We start from the raw sequence: 20,870 nt of genomic DNA, 5'->3' as shown, positions 1-20,870 counted from the left end.
CCTTCCCAGGGATCGGGTCGCGGTGGTCAGCCGCGGCCCTTTCCACACCGTCATAACTCGCCGGCCAATCCGACGCGGGCGGCGTTCCGGGCCCGTAGGCTACCGTGTTGAAGTAAGTCGGCACGAAGCGACCGCCCGGAGGCGTCAGCTGGTCGACGACGACGTTCTGTCCGGTAATATCGACCGTCTGGGCCGACACCCCGCTACCGATGACGAGGAATGCGGCGCTCGCGCCGGATGCAAGATACATGAAATGCATTGTGGTTCGCCCTGGTGTGAAACCAGTTCGAACGTGCGCTCAGCCGGCCGTGCGGCGCGCCCATCGATTCCTTATGGGAAGATGATATTTTTCCTGATTTTCGCCGGTTTTCCGGCTCGCGATCAGCTCGCGGAAGCGCCGGGCGCGCGTTTCTGCACCAGCGCGTAGGCCTTTTCGTACCATTCGTTGCCGGGGTAGTTCGCTCCGAGCACGGCGGCGTTCTTCACCGCTTCCTCGGGCACGCCGAGCGCCAGACTGCTTTCGACCAGGCGATAGAGCGCCTCGGGTGCGTGGCTGGTAGTCTGGAAGTTGTCGACCACATTCTGGAAGCGGATCTGCGATGCGAGCCAGTTGCCGCTGCGCTGGTAATATCGGCCGATCTCCATCTCCTTGCCCGCGAGGTGGTCGTTCACCAGGTCGAGCTTGAGCTGGGCATCGCTCGCATATTCGGTCGCGGGGTAACGGCGGATCAGCTCCTGCAGCGCGGTGCGGGTCTGCTCGGTTACCTTCTGGTCGCGGGTCACGTCGCTGATCTGCTCGTAATAGCTGATCGCGATCAGGTAATAGGCATAGGGCGCGTCGCGATTGCCCGGGTGGATCGACAGGAAGCGCTGCGCGCTCTCCACCGCCTTGGTGTAGTCGGCCGCGACGTAATAGCTGAACGCGCTCATCAGCTGCGCCCGGCGCGCCCAGGGCGAATAGGGGTGCTGGCGCTCCACCTCGTCGAACAGCGCGGCGGCGATCTTGGGCTGGCCGCGGTCGAGCCGGGCCTTGGCCGCGGCGTAGAGCGATTCCACGTCCCGCGCGACATAGGCGGTGTCCTTCGGACCGGCCCTGCCCGCACAGCCCGTAATGGCGAGCGACGCGCCGAGCGCGAGGGTTGCGAGGACGAGCTTGGCGGAGGGGCGCGTGCGGGTCTGCATGACCGGCGCCTATAACCGGCACTTGCGTGAACGCAAAGTGAAGTTGGCGCGCTCCTCCCCCGGGTAATCGCGCGCGCGTTGGTTAACGGCTTGCGAACCAATCGCCGCTAAACGCTTGAACCACAAGGGAAGAGGATTTTACCATGCTGCGCCGAATCCTGAAGGACACCGCAGGTGCCTCCGCGATCGAATATTCGGTCATCGCCGCGCTGATATCGGTCGCGGCGATCGGGGCGATGTTCGCGCTCGGCCAGCGCTCGAACGCGCAGTTCGAGACGGTCGAGGCCGCCTACGAGAACGCCAGCTGACGCTCGCGCCGCCGGCATCCTTGCCGCGCCGTTAGGGATTTTCGCATACCCGTGCGAAACCGCCCTGCTTCACCCTCGCTCCACCAGGAAAACAGGGGAAGCGACGGGATGATCCTGCACCGTTTGATTCGCGACGAGAGCGGCGCCACGGCCATCGAGTACGGCCTGATCATAGCGCTGATCGCCATCGTGGCGGTCGCGGCGATGGCGGGCGCTGGCAACGCGCTGTCGGGCACCCTGACCGAGGCGAAGGACGGGATGACCTTCTAGGGCGCCGCGAGGCCCCCCGGCCGGAGCACCCTCGCCCGCATTTTCCTACACGGCCCGAATCTGCTTCACCCTGTCCGGTTTGCCCGACCGACAGGAGAAGCCCCGCATGACCCGCAAGAAAGACCCGCGCGAGACGCGCACCCCGCTTGCCGAGATGGAGGCCGCCGGCCACCACCTCCCCACCTTCGAGCCCGTCCCCCGCAAGTTCCGCCACGACGGGTGGACGCCCGAGCGCCAGCGCGCCTTCATCGGGGCGCTGGCCGACACCGGCAGCGTCAAGCGCGCCGCGATGCACGTCAACATGAGCCCCGAGGGCGCCTATTACCTCCGCCGCCAGCGCGGCAGCGAGGGGTTCCGCCGCGCGTGGGAAGCGGCACTGGATTTCGGAGTCCAGCGGCTGAAGGACGAGGCGTTCGAACGCGCGCTCAACGGCCAGCTCTCCCCCGTGTTCGTCGGCGGCAAGCTGAAAGGCTTCCGCCGCGTGAAGAACGACCGGCTGCTGATGTTCTGCCTCAGGATGAACATGCGCGGGAGCGACGGCCGCCGCCTCTCCGCCAGCTACTTCGACCCGGGTGCGGACCGGCTGAGCGGCAATCCCATGTCGATAACGATGCCGGTACCTTCGCAGGCCGAGAAGGACGACATCAACGCCGCGATGATCGAACACTTCGATCCCGTCGCGATGACCCTGCCCGAGATCGAGGCGATGCAGGCCAAGCTGTCCGAACTCGCCGCCTGGCACCGGCGCGAGGAAGAGGGAAAGCCAGAGGACGACCCGCTCACCGACTTCGTGATCATGCCCCCGGACAAGGACTGGGCCCCCGTCGGCGACTGCATGGACATCAACGGCTTCGGCGACCCGGTGGAGGCACTGGAGCCGTTTGATGCGGGGGAGGATGATTGGAGGTCGCTCGAAGGCGAGTAACGCCAAAGCTTGGATAGCCTAGCGACGCGTTACGAGCCAGTGCGCGCAGCGCATCGAGCGAGCCGGCCGGCGGGTCGGCGTCAACCGAACCCGTTCGACGTCATGGGATTTACTTCCATGACGTCTTTTCTGTTTGCAGGTTGATATAGGCAACATCGCGTAGCCCCATTATGCAAAGGCATGAGCAACCGCAGACTAAACACCACTTCTGGTCTGAATGGCTGGATTTTGCCCTTAGTCGTAGGGGGGATCACGGGCGCCTTCGCGAGTGTCATACTCCTGGGTTGGCTGGGAGATCTCACTCCCAATGGCTTCAGCTACCTAGACCTCGCGGCAGTCCTGTTGACGGCGGTTGGTGTACTTGTGACGGTCCTTGGCGTCGCTTTTGCCATCGCGGCGGTCTGGGGATTTTCTGAACTCAAACGCAGCGCCACTCTAGCCGCCCAAGAGGCGGCAGTTGAGGAGGTAAAGGAACAGATTGAGAACGGAGAGATTCGTCGCTATCTTGAACGAGCGATCAGCGAGGAGATCAACTCAGACGAGATGGAAGAGCGGATCAAAGTTCGGGTGGACGAAGTTACCTTTGGAAATCGGGCCAAGGATGATGAGCTTTATCAGGACGATGTTGAAGGAGAAGGCGCGCCAGATGCGCTGCCAAACGATGACGGGAACTAAATATGTCTCCTGAGTGGAGAGGTCTAGCGGCTAGTATTCGGGAGACTATTCTCGGCTTCCAAGCCGAAGGTGCCGTAAGGCTGCGCGAGATCGCAACGGCCTTAGGCGTAGAAGTGAAAGCTGCTACGCTTTCGCCAGGGATATCAGGCGAAATCACCCGCGCGCCAGATGGCACTTACACCATACGCGTCAATCGGCATGACCCAAAGCGGCGGCAGCGTTTCACAGTGGCTCACGAACTAGCCCATTTTCTTCTTCACCGAGATCAGATTGGAAATGGCATTCAGGACGATAAGCTGTATCGTTCGTCCTTGAGTGATCGCAGGGAGCAGGAGGCTAACCGCCTTGCAGCCGATATATTGATGCCGCCACATCTAATTGACGCAGCATTAAATGACGCAATCGAAAAAGATGTGGGTGATCGACTCGCGCATCTTGCAAATGAGCTGAATGTCTCTGAACCAGCGATGTCAGTGAGGCTGGAGACACTTCGGATCGACATAGATGGCGCTTAGAGATTTCGACAGTCTGGCGTACATTCCCTTGCTTTCGGTTCGACCGGGCGAAATGAGGGCGCTTGAGGAGTTACCAGACAGCACAAAAGATCGGATGCTACCCTACGTGCCCCTGCGTCCTTGGGTAGGGTCAAATCGCCTTCAAAACGCTCTCGACCGACTTGAAGAGGCTTATGGGGAGCGCCCGATTATCGTTGGAGTTGGCGACCGCGAGCCCACACAGCAACGTCCAGTGTTCGGCGAACTCGATCGATTGCGCCGCGCGGATGGGGGTTTCGCATCGTGGTGCGGTTTTATCGAGGATCACGAGAACTTTATCCCAGTCGCGCAGCTAAGCCCTAATACCGTTGAGGAAAGCGCGCAGATTGATTGCCTCTGGGGGTTCGACCGAGGGCTAGTTATACATCTGCCACGACCTGCTTTTCCGGGAATGGGCGCCCTTGCCCAGAGGGTGGGAAACTTGACTGACGGCGGCGACGACGTTGTGTTCATCCTCGATTTTCAAACGGTCGCAGCAGATCACTTGCAAGTCGCTGCTCTGGCACAGGGATACATCGCGACGATCCGGAATGGCTGCCCAGACGCGTTCATCTGTTTATCAGCCACATCATTCCCATCGTCCTTCGACAATTTGCCCGCTCAGCAGATATACGAGCGTCGGCTTTTCAACCAGTTGACGGCCCTAGGGATTCCTGAACTAATCTACAGCGATCGGGGTAGCGCACGGATCGAGCGTCCAGGCGGCGGCGGCGGACAACCCTATCCCCGCATTGATTATCCTCTTGCGGCAGACTGGCGCTTCTTCCGTCATGAAACGCAATCTGGATTTTCGGGATACCAAGCACAGGCACGACTGCTCGCCGCCACGCAGTTTTGGAACCCAAATATCCGAGTTTGGGGCACTCAAATGATTGAGCGCACAATCGCTGGGGATCGGTCGGCAATCAGTAGCCCACAGAAAGCGACGGCAGCCCGGATAAATCTGCATCTCCAAGTCCAGACATTTCACGACGATCCCGCACTTGCGGAAGAGACAGAAGACGATTGGGATGAGTAGTCAGGGCTCGATGTTCTGAGCTTGAAGCCACGCTGCCCACTCCTCATCTCGGGCCGCAACGTTTTTCTCTGCCTTCAGTCGGATTTCGCGGAACCTGCTTAGCAATTGGATGTCATGGCGAAGAATCTTTCGCCTTCCGACCGATTTCCAGAATTGATCGCTTGTAGGGCCGAACTTCAACTTGAAGAAATGGAGAAAAATTTCCCGCTGCGACCACCCGCTGAAGCGCGCATCTCGGAAAGCCATTTCTCGCTCTTTAAGCGTGAGCATGCGGTAAAGGTTTTCATCCGGAACGCGCTCGTGACGTCCTTCGCTAAATTGCCTAAGATTCTTGTTCTCGTCGAATGTCCACACGTCGCAGAATGGAAGTTTAATACCAAGGTAAGCTAAAAGATGCGATTCATCTAAAACCAAAACTGTTCTGTCAAAACAATTACGATAGTCGTTAGTTTGTTTTACGAGTCGTTTTAGCGTGTCCTTTTTTGACTTAATTTCAACGCCGATGAACTCGTCATCGAGAATCGCGAGATCAGCGCGGGTTTGGCCCTTCAGTATCTGGAATTCCGTAGCCACCACGGGCCGCCTGCGCCGCGTCGATTGGCTTCGGATTAAGTTGAGAACTTCAGCTTTGATCTGCACCTCATCCATGTTGAGGGGCTGATAATCGCGCGCTACCAGATGGCAAGTCCCGCCGCGGCAAAGCCGCGTTGTCGAAGGGCTCAGCTCGGCAGGGGCTCCCCTGCCCCCGGCCATGATGACAGCCTCTCGCTTTCTAAGCCTGCGGTCGCAGCGCAATCTCGGGGGACCTTCGCCGCCACGCGCCGCTCCGCGCTTGCCGGCGCACACGCTCCGTCCGGCACGTGACGTCGATCCTCACCATTGCGCGCCGACGTCGGCCGATCCTCCCGCTGGCCTTCGGCCACCGGCTTCTAAGCTTGCGGTTGCTGCGTAATTCTCGCTTAGGCGCCTGCGGTCGTCACTCTTCCCCCATTCTAAGCGCCGCAATAAACGCCTCCTGCGGAATGCTCACGTTGCCATACTCCCGCATCCGCGCCTTGCCCTTCTTCTGTTTCTCCAGCAGCTTCTTCTTGCGCGTGATGTCGCCGCCATAGCACTTGGCGGTCACGTCCTTGCGCAGGGCGGCGATCGTTTCGCGGGCGATCACCTTGCCGCCGATCGCGGCCTGGATGGGGATCTTGAACAGGTGGCGGGGGATGAGGTCCTTCAGCCGCTCGCACATGCCGCGGCCGCGTGCCTCGGCGTTGGCGCGGTGGACGATGAGACTCAGCGCGTCGACCGGCTCGTTGTTGACGAGGATATTCATCTTCACGAGGTCGCCTTCGCGCAGGCCGATCTGCTCGTAATCGAAGCTGGCATAGCCGCGGCTGATGCTCTTCAGCCGGTCGTAGAAATCGAACACCACCTCGTTCAGCGGCAGCTCGTAGGTCACCTGCGCGCGGCCGCCGACGTAGGTCAGGCCGGTCTGGATGCCGCGCCGGTCCTGGCACAGCTTGAGGATCGAGCCGAGGTATTCGTCGGGGGTGTAGATCGTCGCCTTGATCCACGGTTCCTCGACCGTCTCGATCCGGTTCTGGTCGGGCCAGTCGGCGGGGTTGTGGAGCATGATCTCCTTCGCGTCCTCGGTCCGGCTCTTGCCGAGCTGGAGGCGGTAGACGACCGAGGGCGCGGTGGTGATGAGGTCGAGGTCGTATTCGCGGCTGAGGCGTTCCTGGATGATCTCCAGGTGTAAGAGGCCGAGGAAGCCGGCGCGGAAGCCGAAGCCAAGGGCCGCGCTGCTCTCCATCTCGTAGGAGAAGCTCGCGTCGTTGAGGCGCAGCTTGGCGATGCTCTCGCGCAGCTTCTCGAAGTCCGCCGCGTCGACCGGGAACAGGCCGCAGAAGACGACCGGCTGCACTTCCTTGTAGCCGGGCAGCGCCTGGGTCGCCCCGCTCTTCACCGTGGTGATGGTGTCGCCTACGCGGGCCTGCTCCACCTCCTTGATCTGGGCGGTGATGAAGCCGATCTCGCCCGCGGCGATCTCGGGCAGGTCGATGCGCTTGGGGGTGAAGGCGCCCACGCGGTCGATCAGGTGCTCGGTCCCGCCCTGCATGAACTTGACCTGGAGGCCCTTGCGGATGACCCCGTCGATCACCCGCACGAGGATGACCACGCCGAGGTAGGGATCGTACCAGCTGTCGACGAGCATGGCCTTCAGCGGCGCGGTGCGATCGCCCTTGGGGGGCGGAATCTTGGCGACGACCGCCTCGAGCACGTCGGCGATGCCGATGCCGGACTTGGCGGAGGTGAGGACGGCCTCGGAGGCGTCGAGGCCGATGATGTCCTCGATCTCGGCCTTGACCTTCTCCGGCTCGGCGGCGGGCAGGTCGATCTTGTTGATGACGGGGACGATCTCGTGGTCGTGCTCGATCGACTGGTAGACGTTGGCGAGCGTCTGCGCCTCGACCCCTTGCGCGGCGTCCACGACCAGCAGCGCCCCCTCGCACGCAGCAAGGCTGCGGCTGACCTCGTAGGCGAAGTCGACGTGGCCGGGCGTGTCCATCAGGTTGAGCTCGTAGGTCTCACCGTCCTTCGCGGTGTAGGAAAGGCGCACCGTCTGCGCCTTGATCGTGATCCCGCGCTCCTTCTCGATGTCCATGTTATCAAGCACTTGCTCGGACATCTCGCGATCGGTCAGCCCGCCAGTCGCCTGGATCAGCCGGTCGGCGAGCGTCGACTTCCCATGGTCGATGTGGGCTATGATGCTGAAATTGCGTATGCGCTGAAGGTCGGTCATTCCGCGCGCCCTTAGCGGCCCGCGAAAGGCCTGTCAGCAGTGCAGCGTCACGCCGCGCGCGATCTCGACAGGTCCGCCTGCAGAAACGCTGGCTTCCGGCGTAGTCCGTCATCGCGCTGCGGCGGATTGTAATAGCCTGGCGGCAACGCGGCGAGCGGCATTCCCGCGGCGGCGAGTGCGTAGGGGCTGATGCGGTGCCGCGTGCACAGGCCGTCGGCGCCGTCGCTGATCAGGCTGTCTTCGAATTCAAGGCCTTGCGTAAATCCCGCTGATCGCACGACCTTGCATACGGCCAGTTGTCCATCGCCGAGATCCAGGACCAGTTGGGTGCCCAGTGGCACGTCGATCAGCCCTTCGATCCCTGCGCCCGTCTTCGAAAGGTTCCTCATGACGACCTCGTACCGGTGGTCCTCATGAATCACGCCGACCTTTCGGTACGTCGAGCGACGGTCGGTCCGATGTTTGGGAGGACCGCTGGGAACGAACTTGAGCCCGCCCTCCTGCAATCGGGCGAGCAACTCGGATTGCGGCATAGCCTTTGAGAATATCCAGCCCTGGATGTGGCTGGCACCGAGCCCCGATATGAGCTTCAACTCGTCCATTGCCTCGACACCCTCGGCAACGGTTTCCATGTTTAGTGCACGGGCGAGACCAACGATCGCCGCGATGATCTCCGCGTTGTTTGTATCGCTTTCCGTCGCGCCGGCGACAAAGCTACGGTCGATCTTGATCTTGTCGAGCGGCGCGCTGCTCAGATAGCCGAGTGACGAGTACCCTGTGCCGAAGTCATCGAGCGCCAGGCGCACGCCGACTTTCTTGAGCGCCTTGAGCATCGCCCGCGTACCTTGAGGGTCGCCCAGGAATACGCTCTCGGTTATCTCGAGCACCAGGCGAGACGGATGAAGGCCCGTGCGATCGAGCGTGGAACGCACGATTTTCGGCAGGTCGGTCGCGGAGAACTGGATCGCCGACACGTTGACCGCAACGGTGAGGGAATCAGGCCATTGCGCTGCCTCTTCGCACGCGCGCCTGAGCACCCATTCACCGAGCGCGTTTACGAGGTTGGTTTCCTCGGCAACGGGTACGAATTCCGAAGGACTGATGAACCCGCGCTCTGGATGGTTCCAGCGAACCAGTGCTTCCATACCGGTTGCACGGTGATCGGAAGTACGAACGATCGGTTGGTAATGAATTTCCAGCTGATCGGTCTGGATCGCGTCGCGCAAGTCCTCCTCGATCTGCCGACGAAGCCGCGCCCCGTCCTTCAGTTCGCTCGAGAAGAACCGGTACTGCCCCCGGCCCCCGCCCTTGGCGGAATACAGCGCGAGGTCGGCGCTGCTTACCAACTCGTCGGTCTCGATGCCATCGTACGGTGCTATCGCAATGCCGACGGATGTACCGATGATCGCCCTGCTACCGTCGAGTGAATAGGGCTGCGAGATCATTTGAATGACACTCGTGGCGATTTCGCCCAGCCGGCCGCGGTCGTCGATATCAGGCAGCATGACCTGAAATTCGTCTCCGCCAAGCCGCCCGATTTCCCCGCGCGAGCCAATGATCCGCTCGAGGCGCTGGGAAACCTGCTTCAGAAGTTCGTCACCAGCGGGGTGGCCCAAGGTATCGTTGACCTGCTTGAATCGGTCGAGATCGAGCATCATCAGGGCACAGGTGCGCTTGGCAGCCTTATAAGCTGTCAGGGTTGCGGTGAGGCGCTTGGTCATCCGGTGCCGGTTCGCCAGCCCTGTAAGCGCATCGTACTGCGCCATCCGAGATGCATCCCGCTGGGTCTCGCGGATCGCTGTTATGTCCTTTGCACTCCCCCGATACCCGAGGAATTCGCCGTTCGCATCGTTCTGAGGGCGCGCGCTAATCGCCCACCAGACTTCCCGGTCGTCAACCGCCAGGCGAACCGGCAATTCGAAGATCGAGTTCTTGGCCCGAAGCTGGAAAGCGAGCGGCCGTTCGGCCTTGTCCTCATCTTCGGCTCTATCCGGCAGGAAAAGGGTAGAGAGTGGCTTGCCGATTACCTCTTCGCTGGCTTTGCCAAGTTGGTCAGCCGCGCTGGCCGATATGTAGCTCAGCATTCCGGCAGCATCCGTCGCCCACAGCCACGCTATGCCCGAGTCCTCGAACTGATCGAGCAAGGCCAGTCGAGTGGCCGGGTCCTGCCCCGAAGGGGAACGCGAGCGGTCACGCCGATTGGTCGGGTTACGTGTGAAAAATGAGTTCAGGGCCATGGCGGCGTGTCAGTTTCCCCGGGCGACCCGATAAGAATACAGCCCAATGCTGAAGCATTCGCTAACCCTCTTCAGGCCGTACGGCGCAACAGGTGGCTTTCGGAACTGGCCGCCGGCCCATCGAGTGCGGCGAACATGCCCGAAGATCCCCTGACAAGCGGAACCGCGAACTCCACACCCATCCGATCCTCGCTGGACCACCGCGTCGTCGCAGTCATCGACACGGAATCGGAAAGCGCGATGGAAAAAATCGTCCCAACGGGCACGTTCCACAGCCCCTCGACGAGCGCACCCGTCTGCGAAATATTGCGGATCGTTCCGTTGTAGAACTGGCCCTGATGCTCGAGAATGACCCGCCTGAGCATCGAGTGACGGGCAGCCCTCGCTGATCGAGGCCCCTTCGCAACAGCATCGAAGCCGGTCGCCAAGCGGGAACTGGCGGTTACGACATCAAGAGGCTGGTCGTAGATGTAGCCTTGGACGTGGCTGCAACCGAACATCCGGACAAGATCGAGTTCATCGAGAGTTTCCACCCCTTCGGCAGTGGTATCCATTCCCAGAGCCTGGGCCAGACTGGTGATGGACGCGATGATCGCCCCATTCTTGCTACCCCTCTCGGTAGCACCCTGGACGAAGCTCCGGTCGATCTTGATCTTGTCGAATGGCGCCTTCTTCAAGTAGCCCAGCGATGAATACCCGGTGCCGAAATCGTCGAGGGCCAATCGGACGCCGATCTGCTTCAGCGCCGCGAACATCGCGTCGGTTCCCTCGTCGTCGGTGAGGAAGACGCTTTCGGTAATTTCCAATTCCAGCCGTCCGGGATGGATGCCCGCTGAATCGATCGCATCTTCGACGATGAAGGGCAGTTCGGGATTCTTGAATTGGAGGGTCGACACGTTGACGGCGCAGCGGACATCGTGTGGCCATCGTGCCAAGTCCTGACAGGCTGTGCGGATCGCCCATTCGCCGATCGCACCGATCAGTCCAGATTCCTCGGCGATCGGTATGAACTTCGCAGGCGACATCCACCCGTGAGCGGGGTGGTGCCATCGCAGCAGCGCTTCGAATCCGACGATCTTCTCCGTCGCGATATGCACGACCGGCTGATAATGGAGTTCGAGGTTTCCCTCGGCGATGGCGTCGCGCAAGTCTCGTTCTAGCTTGCTTCTTTCCTCGGCGTCAGCGTGCAGGTCCGGCGCGTAGAAATGATGACGACCGCGTCCGCCGTCCTTTGCGGCGTAGAGGGCAAGGTCGGCGTTACGGATCAACGCTTCATTCGTCGTGCCGTCGTCGGGTGAAATTGCAATCCCGACCGAGACCCCGATCACCACGCGGTGACCCTCGATCGAATAGGGCTGCGAGATTGCTGTGATGATGTCCTTCGCAAGGGCGCTGACCTGAGCCCGGTCGATCCGCCCCGGCACGATCACCTGGAATTCGTCACCGCCCAGGCGGCCGACGCGGCCCGATCTTCCGACTGTCCGTTCGAGCCGCTGGGCGACCTGGCGCAGCAGTGCATCGCCCGCCGGGTGGCCAAGCGTATCGTTCACATGCTTGAAACGATCGAGGTCGAGCAGGAAAACCGCACACTCGCGCTGCATTTCCAGGGGATTGGCGAGAATCTTTTCCAGGCTCTGCGACATCTGGAAGCGGTTCGCCAGACCTGTCAGGGAGTCGAACCGCGCGAGCCTGGACGCCTGGTCCGCGCTTCGCTTCTTCTCGGTCAGGTCGGTGCCAGACCCGCGAAAGCCGCAGAAATTGTGATACTCGTCGAAAATGGGGCGACCGTTGATCGACCACCAGCGCTCCTCGTCCGGATTGCTCGATCGGACCGCTAGTTCGGTAAAGGCGGATCGCGCGGACAAGTGGAAAAGGAGTGTCCGCTCCCCCTCACGGCTGTCGCAGGCGAGGTCGAAGAGCTCGACAAATGGACGCCCATCCAATTCCGCTTTTTCACGGTTCAGTGAGCGAGCGACACTATCGGACAGATAGATGATCTGTCCGCGTCGATCGGTTTCCCAAAACCACCCCTGCCCGGTCTCCTCGTAATCGCGAAGGATATCTTCCGCTCGTGTCTGGCGGCGCTCGAGGGCCGCCTGGCGCTCGGCTTCCGCCTTGTTGATGCGTGCCTGGTAGCGACTGACGAGCACGAGAACGAGGACCGCCGCGCTCGTGGCCCCCACCGCATAAGCTGTACCTTCGATAAGGGCGTAGATCGACCAGCAGACGGCCTGAGCGGTAAAAATCAGCACGATGCGATTGCCGAGAAGCGCGGTGGTCAGCGCGGTCAGCGAGATGAGCGAGGCGGCTCCCCAATGATAATCGAGCGAACCGTTCACCATCCAGTTCGAAAAGGCCAATGAAGCAAGGCCGATCGGCGCTATCACGGCGAACCCCATGATCGCGAAGTACTGTGGCGATTGCGGCTTTATGGCGCGCTCGACGCGGGACAGGGTGGGTGAGCAAAGGAGGATCGCCATCGCAAACCCAGCGGCGACGACCGACGAAAAGGGAGGCAAAGAGCTCTCCGCGATTGCGGAAAGCACCATGGCCGCGGGGAGAAATATCGCGATCCGGTTCCAGTAAGAAGGAAGGGACGCGTTTTGCCGCTCGCCAATCGTTCTCGGCGAAACAGCGCGATCTGGTCTGCGACGGGGAGTTCGGGCCCGCGGAACACGCCCGGTGTCGATTTCCAGGCGAGGGGCAGCGTCGGGCAAAGGCCCGAGTTCCTCGAAGGCCTGATCGGCGTCCGGCGCATTCCCCAACATGGCCGCGTCTTGCCGCACCACCCTTGAAATTGGGTTAAGTATGCTTGCTCTCTCCTTCCTCTCATGGGAACGACTTCAATCCGGTGAGATTGACCTGAACGCACGCCCTACCCCGTCCGCTTGCCAACGTCCGGGTCGCCGTGCATGAACGAAAGGGTCAAGGCAGTCGCCGTGGGAGAGACGACGATGGGCTCACGCCTGGAAGATGAAGCAGCACAATCCACGACTACCCTCGGACCGATGGTCGGACTTGTCCGCGAGGACATAGCCGGCGCTGTCGCACTCCTCCTGCGGGAAACCGCAACCGATCCCCAGCGCACGATGCGCCACGCCCAGGCGATGTGCGAGGACATGATTAAGATCATGACCGGTCAGAGCGATCTCGCCCCCGATCCCAAGGACAAGCGGTTCAAGGACCCCGCGTGGCAGTACAATCCGTTCCTCAGGGCGGGCGCGCAGTATTACCTGGCCGTCCAGAAGGGCATGAAGAACTGGCTGGGCGAACTTGAGCTGGACGCGATCGAGCGTGACCGGGCCAACTTCATCAGTCAGATCATCATCGACGCCCTTGCCCCGACCAACACGCTCTGGGGCAATCCGACCGCGCAGAAGCGCCTCGTCGACAGCGGCGGGCTCTCGCTGATCAAGGGCCTCAAGAACGCCTACGACGACATGGTCCACAACAAGGGCATGGTCAGTCAGGTCAACAAGAGGCCGTTCAAGATCGGCGAAAACGTGGCGACGTCCAAGGGTGCGGTCGTGCTGCGGACCGAGATGATGGAGCTGATCCAGTACGCCCCGACGACCGACGAGGTCCATGCGATCCCGCAGCTGACGATCCCGCCGCAGATCAACAAGATGTACATCAATGACCTCTCTCCCGAGAAATCGGTGGTCAAATACCAGGTCGACAACGGCATCCAGACTTTCGTCATCAGCTGGAAGAACCCGAGCAAGGAGCAAGGCGTCTGGGGGATGGCCGAGTATGTGGCGAGCTGCGAAGAGGCGATGAAGGCGGTCGCGAAGATCACGGGTAGCGACAAGGTCAACATCTCGGCCGGCTGTTCGGGCGGGCAGACGGCTTCGGTCGTCGCCAGCAAGCTTGCCGCCGATGGCAGCGATCTTCTCGGTTCGCTCACCCTGATGGTCTGCGTCCTGCATCCCCAGCAGGGCGATATCGAGGCGGGCTCGCTGATGACCGACAACGGCCTGGCCCTCGCCAAGAAGCGGGCTGCCAAGGCCGGTATCATCAAGGGCGACGACCTCAGCCGCGGGTTCGCCTGGCTCCGGCCGAACGACCTCATCTGGAACTATGTCATCAATAACTACCTGCTCGGCGACGATCCGCCGGCCTTCGACGTGCTGTTCTGGAACGCCGACGCGACGAACCTGTCGGCCACCCTGATGGGCGATTTCCTGACCCTGTTCGAAACGCTCGCCTTCACTAAGCAAGGCGAAGTGGAAATGGCCGGGCACAAGGTCGACCTGAGCGAGGTCGATGCGGACCTGTTCATCCTCGGCGGGGTGACCGACCACATCACGCCGTGGCGGGCGACCTATCGGTCGACGCAACTGTTCGGTTCGGACGACGTAACCTACGTGCTCAGCCAGTCGGGCCACATGCAGGCGATCCTGAATCCGCCGGGCAATCCCAAGGCGAAATATTACGTGCAAAAGGGCGGCGGCGATCTTCCCGAAACGGCCGAAGAATGGCTCAAGGGCACGGAAGAAGTCGCGGGGAGCTGGTGGCCGTTTTGGATGGATTGGGTGCAGAAGCGCTCGGGACCCAAGAAAGCCGCTCCGAAGAAACTGGGCGGCAAAGGTTTCGAGCCGCTCGATCCCGCCCCCGGCCTCTACGTCCTCGAACAGGCCTGAAGGATACCGATTTGACCGACCCCATGGCGTCCGCGGACGTTCGCATGATGACCGCCGGAGGCCGCGAATTGCGCGTGGCGACCTGGCGCCTGAACGAGCCGTCGCACCACCTTCCCGTCCTGTTCTTCAACGGCATCGGCGCCAATATCGAGGCGGTCGCCCCGCTGGCGGAGGCACTCGACGATCGCGGCTTCGTGATGTTCGACATGCCGGGCGTGGGCGGATCGCCCGAACCCGTGGTGCCCTACAACACCTTCACGATGGCCTGGACGACCGCGCAGTTGCTCGACCAGCTCGGCCTGGACCTGGTCGATGTCATGGGCGTCAGCTGGGGAGGCGCGATGGCCCAACATTTCGCCTTGCAGCACGGCGATCGCGTACACCGGCTCATCCTCTGCGCCACGAGCGCCGGGATGCTGATGGTCCCGGGGAATCCCGCTGCGCTGAGTAAGATGGCCGACCCGCGCCGCTACGTCGATGCGGCTTTCATGGAAAAGCACTTCGCGACCCTGTATGGGGATGCCCTCGGCAAGACCGCGGGTAAAGGCTCGCACATGAGCCGGCTGAAGCCGCCTACGCGGCGCGGCTATTTCTATCAGTTGCTGGCCATGCTCGGGTGGACCAGCGCACCCGCCCTGCCCTTTCTCAAGAAGCCGACGCTGATCATGATGGGCGACGAGGATGCGATCGTGCCGCCCATCAACGGGCGGTTCCTGCACAGCCTGATCCCGAACAGCGAACTCGAGATTTTCGAGGGCGGCGGACACCTGTTCCTCCTCAGCCATCGCGAACAATCGATCAGCTGCATGCGCGCCTTCCTCGATCGGGAGGAGGCTCGCAAGGCTGCATGACGCGCCACCTCGCCATCATCGGCTCTGGCCCGGCAGGGTATTACACCGCCGAGGCTGCGCAGAAGCAGTGGGGCGATGATGTGCGGGTCGACGTTTTCGATAGCCTGCCGGTGCCGTACGGACTGATCCGAACCGGCGTCGCGCCGGACCACCAGTCGATCAAGGGCGTGAGCCGCCGTTACGAGGCGACCGCTCTCAGTGAAAACGTGCGTTTCGTGGGCAATGTCACGGTCGGTCGGGACGTGACCGTGGACGAGCTGCGGCAGTTCTACGATGCGGTCGTTTTCGCCACGGGCGCCCCGCACGATCGCGCACTGGGTATTCCCGGAGAGGGCCTGACGAACGTCTTCGGGAGCGCCGCATTCGTCGGTTGGTACAACGGGCACCCCCAGTTCGCTTCGCTGGCGCCCGACCTGTCGGGTCGCAGCGCCGCGGTGATCGGGATGGGCAACGTTGCCCTCGATGTCGCGCGGTTGTTGTCGAAAAAAAGCAGCGAGTTCGACGGCAGCGACATTGTCAGGCACGCGCTCGACGCGCTCAATGCGTCGAGCATTCGCCAGGTCACCATCATCGGTCGGCGCGGTCCGCACCAGATCATGATGACGCCGAAGGAACTCGGCGAGCTCATGCATCTCGACAAAGCGAGTCCCCGGGTCGATCCTGCCGACCTGCCCGACGAAGGCGAAGACGCCTTCCTCGAACCCGGTTTGCGGAAATCCGTCACCCATCTGCGAAGCTTCGCGGCCATTCCCGAGAGCGAGCGGGCTGACAAGCCGATCGAGATCGACTTCGACATGTTCGCATCGCCTGTCCGTCTTGTCGGAGAAGGCAAGGTCGAAGGGGTCGAAGTCGAACGCACCGTGGTCGAGGCGGGCAGAGCGATCGGCACCGGCGAGGCGTATGTCGTGCCCGCCGACATCGTCATCGCCTGCATCGGTTACCGCAGTTCCCCCATTCCCGGCGTGCCGTTCGATGAACGCGCGGGACGCTTCGCGAACGACGAAGGGCGCATCTTGCCCGGAATGTATGCCGTAGGCTGGGCACGGCGTGGGCCCAGCGGGACGATCGGCACCAATCGGCCGGACGGCTTCGGTGTCATCGAACGGATCGCGGAAGACTTCGCGAGCGGCGCGATCGATGGAAACATCCGCGAGGGCCGTGCCGGTTTCGACCGTCTGGCCGAGGCGCGCGGCCTGGACGTCGTCACCTTCCGTGACTGGAAGAAGATCGAGGAAGCGGAATCGAGGGCAGCCCGCGAAGGCGCCCCGCGCGAGAAGTTTGTGGATGTGGAAAGCATGATCCGCGCGCGCGGATGATGAAGATCGTCAGGGTTCGATGACGATCCCGACCTTCGGGTCGACCGAACCGCCCAGCATCTCGACAAAGACGTCGCGCGCCGCTTCCAGACCGCGGCGCCGTTCGATCTCGACGGTTCCCGCGGTGTCGGAGAGGAACCTGTGCATGCTTTCGGCTATCTGTTGCGACGCCATTGCCGGTCCGACCTCTTTGAACAAGGCGACCGCATGGTCGGGGGCGAAGAAAAGCTGCGGCGATGGGCCCGGCAGGTCGGCCGTCGCGCCCGTCCGCGCATCGAGGTGCGTCGCGCCGACAAGGCACGAGTAGCGCAGACCGCTTTCCAGATGCGTGTGGATCGCGCGCAGGACATCGGCATTGCCAGCGAAGTCGACCGAGACGCTTGGGACCTTCGGCAACTCGTCGATCGTGTCGTATGCGATAACCCGGTCGTAGAGACCGGTCGATGAGACGAAATCGACATTGCTTGCGGATGTAAGGCCGATGCGCGCGACCTCGGGCGACCGGTGGCGTGCCACGCTCGCCAGCGACAGCGCGGTCTTTGAAGATGCGCTGGTCAGAATGACCTGCTCGGCCCCGAACCATGCTTCGCGCCGCATAAAACTCTCGATCAGGAAGCCGGTCTTGAAGAGCGGGCCGAACACCATCCGCTCGGCTTCGCGCGACGGGTCGTGTTCCGGGTCGGCGGCGAGGCGCGCATACTGGTTGTAGACCGGGCTCATCGGTTGGCGATGGCCGGCGGTGTCCGTGAAACCCGAGGGCGACACTTTCCCGGGAATGACATCGAGGTGGGTCGCCATCGGCAGGTAGCCATACACCCGCTCACCCACAGCAATGTCCGGACAGCGGCTCTCGATCACCCACGCATGTCCCCACATCGGGACGATTCCGTAACCTTCGGGCGCAGGAAAGAAGTTCCAATAGCGGAAGGCATCGCCCATCGCGGCGTACGTGACGTTGTTCGACGTGACGGAAAAGCTCTCGATGGCGAGCCGCACGGCGCCGTCGGCAAGTGCCGGCATCGCCGCTTCGACGATCTCGGCATGGGCCAGGTTCGCCTTTTCGAGAAGAACCTGCCGCAGCACGATCAAACCCTCATCGGCATCAGGACATACAGTGCCGGGCTTTTCTCGTCCTGCCGGATCAGTGTCGGCGCACCCGGGTCCGCGAGGTGCAGTTCGACGGTGTCGCCGTCGATCTGGTGCAGGATGTCCTTGAGGTAGTTCGCGTTGAAGCCGATCTCCATCCCGTCGGCACGATAATCGGCGGGGACTTCCTCGGCCGCAGTACCGTTATCGGGAGAGGTGACCGACAGCGTGACCTTGTCGTTCTCCAGCCCCATTTTGACCGCGCGGGTCTTTTCCGTGGCGATCGTCGCGACGCGATCGACGCCCTCGTAGAAGGATTTCGGATCGAGCTTCAGAAGCTTGTCGTTGCCTGTCGGGATGACGCGCGAATAATCCGGGAAGGTCCCGTCGATCAGCTTGCTGGTCAGGACCACCCCGCCCTCGCCGCCGAGAGTGAAGCGGATCTTGCTCGCCGACAGGTCGATTTGGACATTCCCGTCGAGCGCTTCCTCGAGCAGCTTGCGCAGTTCGGCCACGGCTTTGCGCGGCACGATCACATCAGGCATGCCCTCTGCCCCGTCGGGCCGTGGCAGGGTGAAGCGAGCGAGGCGATGGCCATCGGTCGCCGCCGCCTTGAGCACCGGCTGGTCCTCGTCGGACACGTGCAGGAAGATCCCGTTAAGATAATACCGGGTCTCTTCTGTCGAGATCGCAAAGCGAGTGCGGTCGATCAATTCCGCCAGCGTCTTGGCCGGAAGCTCAAAGCTGGTCGGCAGGTCGCCTTCCACGATCACCGGGAAGTCGTCACGCGGCAGCGTCGGCAACGAGAACCGGCTGCGTCCGGCCTTGACCGCCATCCGGTTGTCGGCGGTTTCCAGGCTGACCTGGCTGCCTTCCGGCAGCTTGCGGGCGATATCGAACAGCAGATGCGCCGACACGGTGATCGCGCCCGGGCTCTCGACCGAGGCTGCGGCCATGTGTTCCACCACCTGCAGGTCGAGATCGGTTGCCATGACCTTGAGGGAGCCACCGTCCGACGCGTCGATCAGCACGTTCGACAGAATCGGGATCGTGTTGCGGCGTTCGACCACCGACTGGACGTGAGACAGGCAGCGCAGCAGCGTCGCGCGTTCGATGGTGGCTTTCATCGGTCTAACTCTTACCCCTCTCGCGCGCCCGCTAGCCTATCCGCAAGCCGGATTCGCCCCGGATTACGGCAACGGGCGCCGGAAAATGTCGAATTATCCTTAGCGGTGAGGCCGCTTGGAGCAAGAACCAAGGCAATGGGGGACCGATTCCTTGGGGATAACGCGCCTCAGGATAGCATTGCCATCCCGCCGTTGACGTGGAGCGTCTGTCCGGTGACGTATCCCGCCTCTTTCGAGGCGAGGTAGGCGACCGCCGCGCCGATGTCGTCGCCCTCGCCCATCCGGCCCATCGGGATGCGGGCGTTGAGCGCGTCCTTCTGCGCATCCGGCAGCGTATCGGTCATGGCGGTGCGGATGAAACCCGGTGCCACGCAGTTCACCGTGATGCCGCGGCTTGCGAGCTCTTGCGCCAACGACTTGGACATGGCGGTGAGCCCGCCCTTGGCCGCGGCGTAGTTGACTTGGCCGGGGTTACCGGTCGCTCCGACGACGCTGGTTATCGTGACGATCCGGCCGAACCGGGCCTTCATCATCGGCTTCGACGCGGCGCGCATGAGGCGGAACGCAGCCTCGAGATTGATGCGGATCACCGCGTCCCATTCCTCGTCCTTCATCCGCATGGCCAGGTTATCGCGCGTGATGCCGGCATTGTTCACGAGGATGTCGAGCTTGCCGAACGTGTCGAGGGTCGCGGGAATGAGTTCCTCGACCTGCGTTGTGTTCGACAGGTCGCAGGTGATTTCGACATGATCGCCACCCAGTTCGCTGTTGAGCTGTTCGCGAAAGGCGCGGAGCTTCGCCGAGTTGGAACCCGACAGCGCAATCCGCGCACCCTGCCGCGCGAGCGAATAGGCGATCGCCGACCCGATCCCCCCACTGGCCCCGGTGACGAGCGCGGTCATCCCTTCGAGATTGAACATCACCCGATCTCCTCCGCCAGCGCTTCAATATCGTCCATCGAGACTATGCTCGTCACTTTGACGTCGGGGGCGATGCGCCCGATCATCGGCGTGATGACCTTGCCGCCGATCTCGACAAATTCATCGACCCCGGAGGCGACGATATTCACCACGCTCTCCCTCCAGCGGACCCGCCCGCAAACCTGCTCGACCAGCAGTCGCTGTTCTTCCGCAGGGTCTTCGACAGCCCCTGCAGTGACGTTCGCGAACAGTGGAACCCGGAATGCCTTGGGAGGTGTCTTCTCCAATGCCTCCGCCATCGCATCGGCGGCAGGCTGCATCAGGTCGCAATGAAACGGAGCGGAAACAGGTAGAAGGATGCCTCGTTTGATGCCGTGATCCTTTGCAAGCGCGATCGCCCGCTCGATCGCCTCGCGATGGCCGGACAAAACGACCTGGGTCGGATCATTGTCGTTGGCAACCTGGCAGACCTGGCCTTCGGCGGCAGCTTCGGCCAGGCTTTGCGCCTTCTCGAGATCGGCGCCGAGCAGCGCGCACATGGCGCCGACGCCCACAGGTACGGCTGCCTGCATCGCCTGCCCGCGAAGCTTCAGAAGTCGCGCGGTTTCGGCCAGCGAGAAGGCGCCTGCCGCGCACAATGCGGTGTATTCGCCGAGGCTGTGACCTGCGACGCAATTCGCGACCTCGGCGAGCGTCAACCCGCCTTCCTTCTCAAGCACGCGCAGAACAGCGATTGCATTCGCCATGATAGCAGGCTGCGCGTTCTCGGTCAGGGTGAGCTGGTCTTCCGGACCTTCGGCCATGATGATGGAGAGCTTTTGCCCCAGCGCATCGTCGACTTCTTCGAACACCTCGCGGGCGGCCGCGCTGGCCGCAGCAAGATCGACCCCCATCCCGACCTTCTGGCTGCCCTGGCCGGGGAAAACGAACGCTCTCATGCAAATGCTCTCCTTTATCGGGGCGC

19 protein-coding genes are annotated in these 20,870 nt (G+C 62.2%); 10 read left to right on the top strand and 9 right to left on the bottom strand.

Annotation, left to right across the window (positions count from 1 at the left end; genetic code table 11):
• Positions 1-381: 381 nt before the first annotated feature.
• Positions 382-1,182 (bottom strand): outer membrane protein assembly factor BamD, encoded by an 801-nt coding sequence (locus tag A6F68_RS09960; RefSeq protein WP_067679342.1) that lies wholly within the window; start codon positions 1,180-1,182, stop codon positions 382-384.
• A 143-nt stretch (positions 1,183-1,325) separates the two neighbouring features.
• Between A6F68_RS09960 and A6F68_RS14745 the strand changes: the two genes are divergently transcribed.
• From A6F68_RS14745 to A6F68_RS14730, 6 genes are all read left to right on the top strand, one after another.
• Positions 1,326-1,490, top strand: a complete 165-nt coding sequence (locus tag A6F68_RS14745; protein WP_074428310.1) for a Flp family type IVb pilin — start codon at positions 1,326-1,328, stop codon at positions 1,488-1,490.
• 108 nt (positions 1,491-1,598) lie between these two features.
• Positions 1,599-1,760 (top strand): Flp family type IVb pilin, encoded by a 162-nt coding sequence (locus A6F68_RS14740; protein WP_074428309.1) that lies wholly within the window; start codon positions 1,599-1,601, stop codon positions 1,758-1,760.
• A gap of 106 nt (positions 1,761-1,866) precedes the next feature.
• On the top strand, positions 1,867-2,685 hold the full coding sequence (locus tag A6F68_RS09955) for a hypothetical protein (RefSeq protein ID WP_067679339.1): 819 nt from the start codon (positions 1,867-1,869) through the stop codon (positions 2,683-2,685).
• A 180-nt stretch (positions 2,686-2,865) separates the two neighbouring features.
• Positions 2,866-3,360, top strand: a complete 495-nt coding sequence (locus A6F68_RS09950) for a hypothetical protein (protein ID WP_067679336.1) — start codon at positions 2,866-2,868, stop codon at positions 3,358-3,360.
• A 113-nt stretch (positions 3,361-3,473) separates the two neighbouring features.
• Positions 3,474-3,875 carry an ImmA/IrrE family metallo-endopeptidase gene (locus A6F68_RS14735; protein ID WP_198152587.1) on the top strand — a complete coding sequence of 134 codons (402 nt, stop codon included), beginning with the start codon at positions 3,474-3,476 and terminating at the stop codon, positions 3,873-3,875.
• Entirely contained in the window at positions 3,865-4,932 is a 1,068-nt protein-coding gene (locus tag A6F68_RS14730) for a beta family protein (protein WP_074428307.1), read from the top strand. Before A6F68_RS14735 ends, A6F68_RS14730 begins: the two co-directional genes overlap by 11 nt.
• Here the strand turns inward: A6F68_RS14730 and A6F68_RS09940 are convergent, their stop codons facing one another.
• The 4 genes from A6F68_RS09940 to A6F68_RS09925 all read right to left on the bottom strand — a co-directional run bounded on the left by A6F68_RS09940 (position 4,933) and on the right by A6F68_RS09925 (position 12,362).
• Positions 4,933-5,685, bottom strand: coding sequence for a sce7726 family protein (locus A6F68_RS09940; protein ID WP_157096707.1), 753 nt, complete (start codon positions 5,683-5,685; stop codon positions 4,933-4,935).
• Between the two features lie 223 nt (positions 5,686-5,908).
• The gene (lepA, locus tag A6F68_RS09935; protein WP_067679327.1) at positions 5,909-7,726 is read right to left on the bottom strand and encodes a translation elongation factor 4; all 1,818 of its coding nucleotides are present in this window, start codon (positions 7,724-7,726) and stop codon (positions 5,909-5,911) included.
• Positions 7,727-7,773: 47 nt separating this feature from the next.
• On the bottom strand, positions 7,774-9,870 hold the full coding sequence (locus tag A6F68_RS09930) for an EAL domain-containing protein (protein WP_232308114.1): 2,097 nt from the start codon (positions 9,868-9,870) through the stop codon (positions 7,774-7,776).
• 164 nt (positions 9,871-10,034) lie between these two features.
• The gene (locus A6F68_RS09925; RefSeq protein WP_067679321.1) at positions 10,035-12,362 is read right to left on the bottom strand and encodes an EAL domain-containing protein; all 2,328 of its coding nucleotides are present in this window, start codon (positions 12,360-12,362) and stop codon (positions 10,035-10,037) included.
• On the opposite strand from A6F68_RS09925, the gene A6F68_RS15335 reads away from it, so the two are divergent.
• The 4 genes from A6F68_RS15335 (at position 12,361) to A6F68_RS09905 (ending at position 16,773) form a co-directional block, all read left to right on the top strand.
• Positions 12,361-12,549 carry a hypothetical protein gene (locus A6F68_RS15335; RefSeq protein WP_067679318.1) on the top strand — a complete coding sequence of 63 codons (189 nt, stop codon included), beginning with the start codon at positions 12,361-12,363 and terminating at the stop codon, positions 12,547-12,549. The genes A6F68_RS09925 and A6F68_RS15335 overlap by 2 nt on opposite strands.
• Positions 12,550-12,875: 326 nt before the next feature.
• On the top strand, positions 12,876-14,606 hold the full coding sequence (locus A6F68_RS09915; RefSeq protein WP_232308113.1) for a PHA/PHB synthase family protein: 1,731 nt from the start codon (positions 12,876-12,878) through the stop codon (positions 14,604-14,606).
• Between the two features lie 11 nt (positions 14,607-14,617).
• Positions 14,618-15,457: an alpha/beta fold hydrolase gene (locus A6F68_RS09910; RefSeq protein ID WP_335673612.1), complete on the top strand. Its 840-nt coding sequence runs from the start codon at positions 14,618-14,620 to the stop codon at positions 15,455-15,457.
• A complete protein-coding gene (locus A6F68_RS09905) occupies positions 15,454-16,773 on the top strand; it encodes an FAD-dependent oxidoreductase (RefSeq protein ID WP_067679315.1) in 1,320 nt (439 codons plus the stop codon). The genes A6F68_RS09910 and A6F68_RS09905 overlap by 4 nt, the downstream gene beginning before the upstream one ends.
• Before the next feature lie 9 nt (positions 16,774-16,782).
• On the opposite strand, the gene A6F68_RS09900 is transcribed toward A6F68_RS09905, so the two are convergent.
• The 4 genes from A6F68_RS09900 to fabD all read right to left on the bottom strand — a co-directional run bounded on the left by A6F68_RS09900 (position 16,783) and on the right by fabD (position 20,844).
• On the bottom strand, positions 16,783-17,856 hold the full coding sequence (locus tag A6F68_RS09900) for a DUF2855 family protein (protein WP_232308112.1): 1,074 nt from the start codon (positions 17,854-17,856) through the stop codon (positions 16,783-16,785).
• A 2-nt stretch (positions 17,857-17,858) separates the two neighbouring features.
• On the bottom strand, positions 17,859-18,986 hold the full coding sequence (dnaN, locus tag A6F68_RS09895; protein WP_067679312.1) for a DNA polymerase III subunit beta: 1,128 nt from the start codon (positions 18,984-18,986) through the stop codon (positions 17,859-17,861).
• 167 nt (positions 18,987-19,153) lie between these two features.
• Complete coding sequence (gene fabG, locus A6F68_RS09890) at positions 19,154-19,906, bottom strand: 3-oxoacyl-[acyl-carrier-protein] reductase (RefSeq protein ID WP_067679309.1); 753 nt, start codon at positions 19,904-19,906, stop codon at positions 19,154-19,156.
• Entirely contained in the window at positions 19,906-20,844 is a 939-nt protein-coding gene (gene fabD, locus A6F68_RS09885) for an ACP S-malonyltransferase (RefSeq protein WP_067679306.1), read from the bottom strand. The genes fabG and fabD overlap by 1 nt, the downstream gene beginning before the upstream one ends.
• Positions 20,845-20,870: the final 26 nt, after the last annotated feature.

It is taken from the genome of Tsuneonella dongtanensis, from assembly GCF_001698205.1.
GTDB lineage: Bacteria > Pseudomonadota > Alphaproteobacteria > Sphingomonadales > Sphingomonadaceae > Tsuneonella > Tsuneonella dongtanensis.
This window is presented reverse-complemented; position numbering and strand designations above follow the sequence as displayed.

Bases quoted from the DNA above. Each gene is read 5' to 3' on its own strand.
- fabG (WP_067679309.1), bottom strand. From the start codon at position 19,906: ATGTTCAATCTCGAAGGGATGACCGCGCTCGTCACCGGGGCCAGTGGG.
- A6F68_RS09950 (WP_067679336.1), top strand. From the start codon at position 2,866: ATGAGCAACCGCAGACTAAACACCACTTCTGGTCTGAATGGCTGGATT.
- A6F68_RS15335 (WP_067679318.1), top strand. From the start codon at position 12,361: ATGATCGCGAAGTACTGTGGCGATTGCGGCTTTATGGCGCGCTCGACG.
- A6F68_RS09940 (WP_157096707.1), bottom strand. From the start codon at position 5,685: ATGGCCGGGGGCAGGGGAGCCCCTGCCGAGCTGAGCCCTTCGACAACG.
- fabD (WP_067679306.1), bottom strand. From the start codon at position 20,844: ATGAGAGCGTTCGTTTTCCCCGGCCAGGGCAGCCAGAAGGTCGGGATG.
- A6F68_RS09905 (WP_067679315.1), top strand. From the start codon at position 15,454: ATGACGCGCCACCTCGCCATCATCGGCTCTGGCCCGGCAGGGTATTAC.
- lepA (WP_067679327.1), bottom strand. From the start codon at position 7,726: ATGACCGACCTTCAGCGCATACGCAATTTCAGCATCATAGCCCACATC.
- A6F68_RS09925 (WP_067679321.1), bottom strand. From the start codon at position 12,362: ATGGGGTTCGCCGTGATAGCGCCGATCGGCCTTGCTTCATTGGCCTTT.
- A6F68_RS09955 (WP_067679339.1), top strand. From the start codon at position 1,867: ATGACCCGCAAGAAAGACCCGCGCGAGACGCGCACCCCGCTTGCCGAG.
- A6F68_RS14740 (WP_074428309.1), top strand. From the start codon at position 1,599: ATGATCCTGCACCGTTTGATTCGCGACGAGAGCGGCGCCACGGCCATC.
- A6F68_RS14730 (WP_074428307.1), top strand. From the start codon at position 3,865: ATGGCGCTTAGAGATTTCGACAGTCTGGCGTACATTCCCTTGCTTTCG.
- dnaN (WP_067679312.1), bottom strand. From the start codon at position 18,986: ATGAAAGCCACCATCGAACGCGCGACGCTGCTGCGCTGCCTGTCTCAC.
- A6F68_RS09960 (WP_067679342.1), bottom strand. From the start codon at position 1,182: ATGCAGACCCGCACGCGCCCCTCCGCCAAGCTCGTCCTCGCAACCCTC.
- A6F68_RS14745 (WP_074428310.1), top strand. From the start codon at position 1,326: ATGCTGCGCCGAATCCTGAAGGACACCGCAGGTGCCTCCGCGATCGAA.
- A6F68_RS09915 (WP_232308113.1), top strand. From the start codon at position 12,876: ATGAACGAAAGGGTCAAGGCAGTCGCCGTGGGAGAGACGACGATGGGC.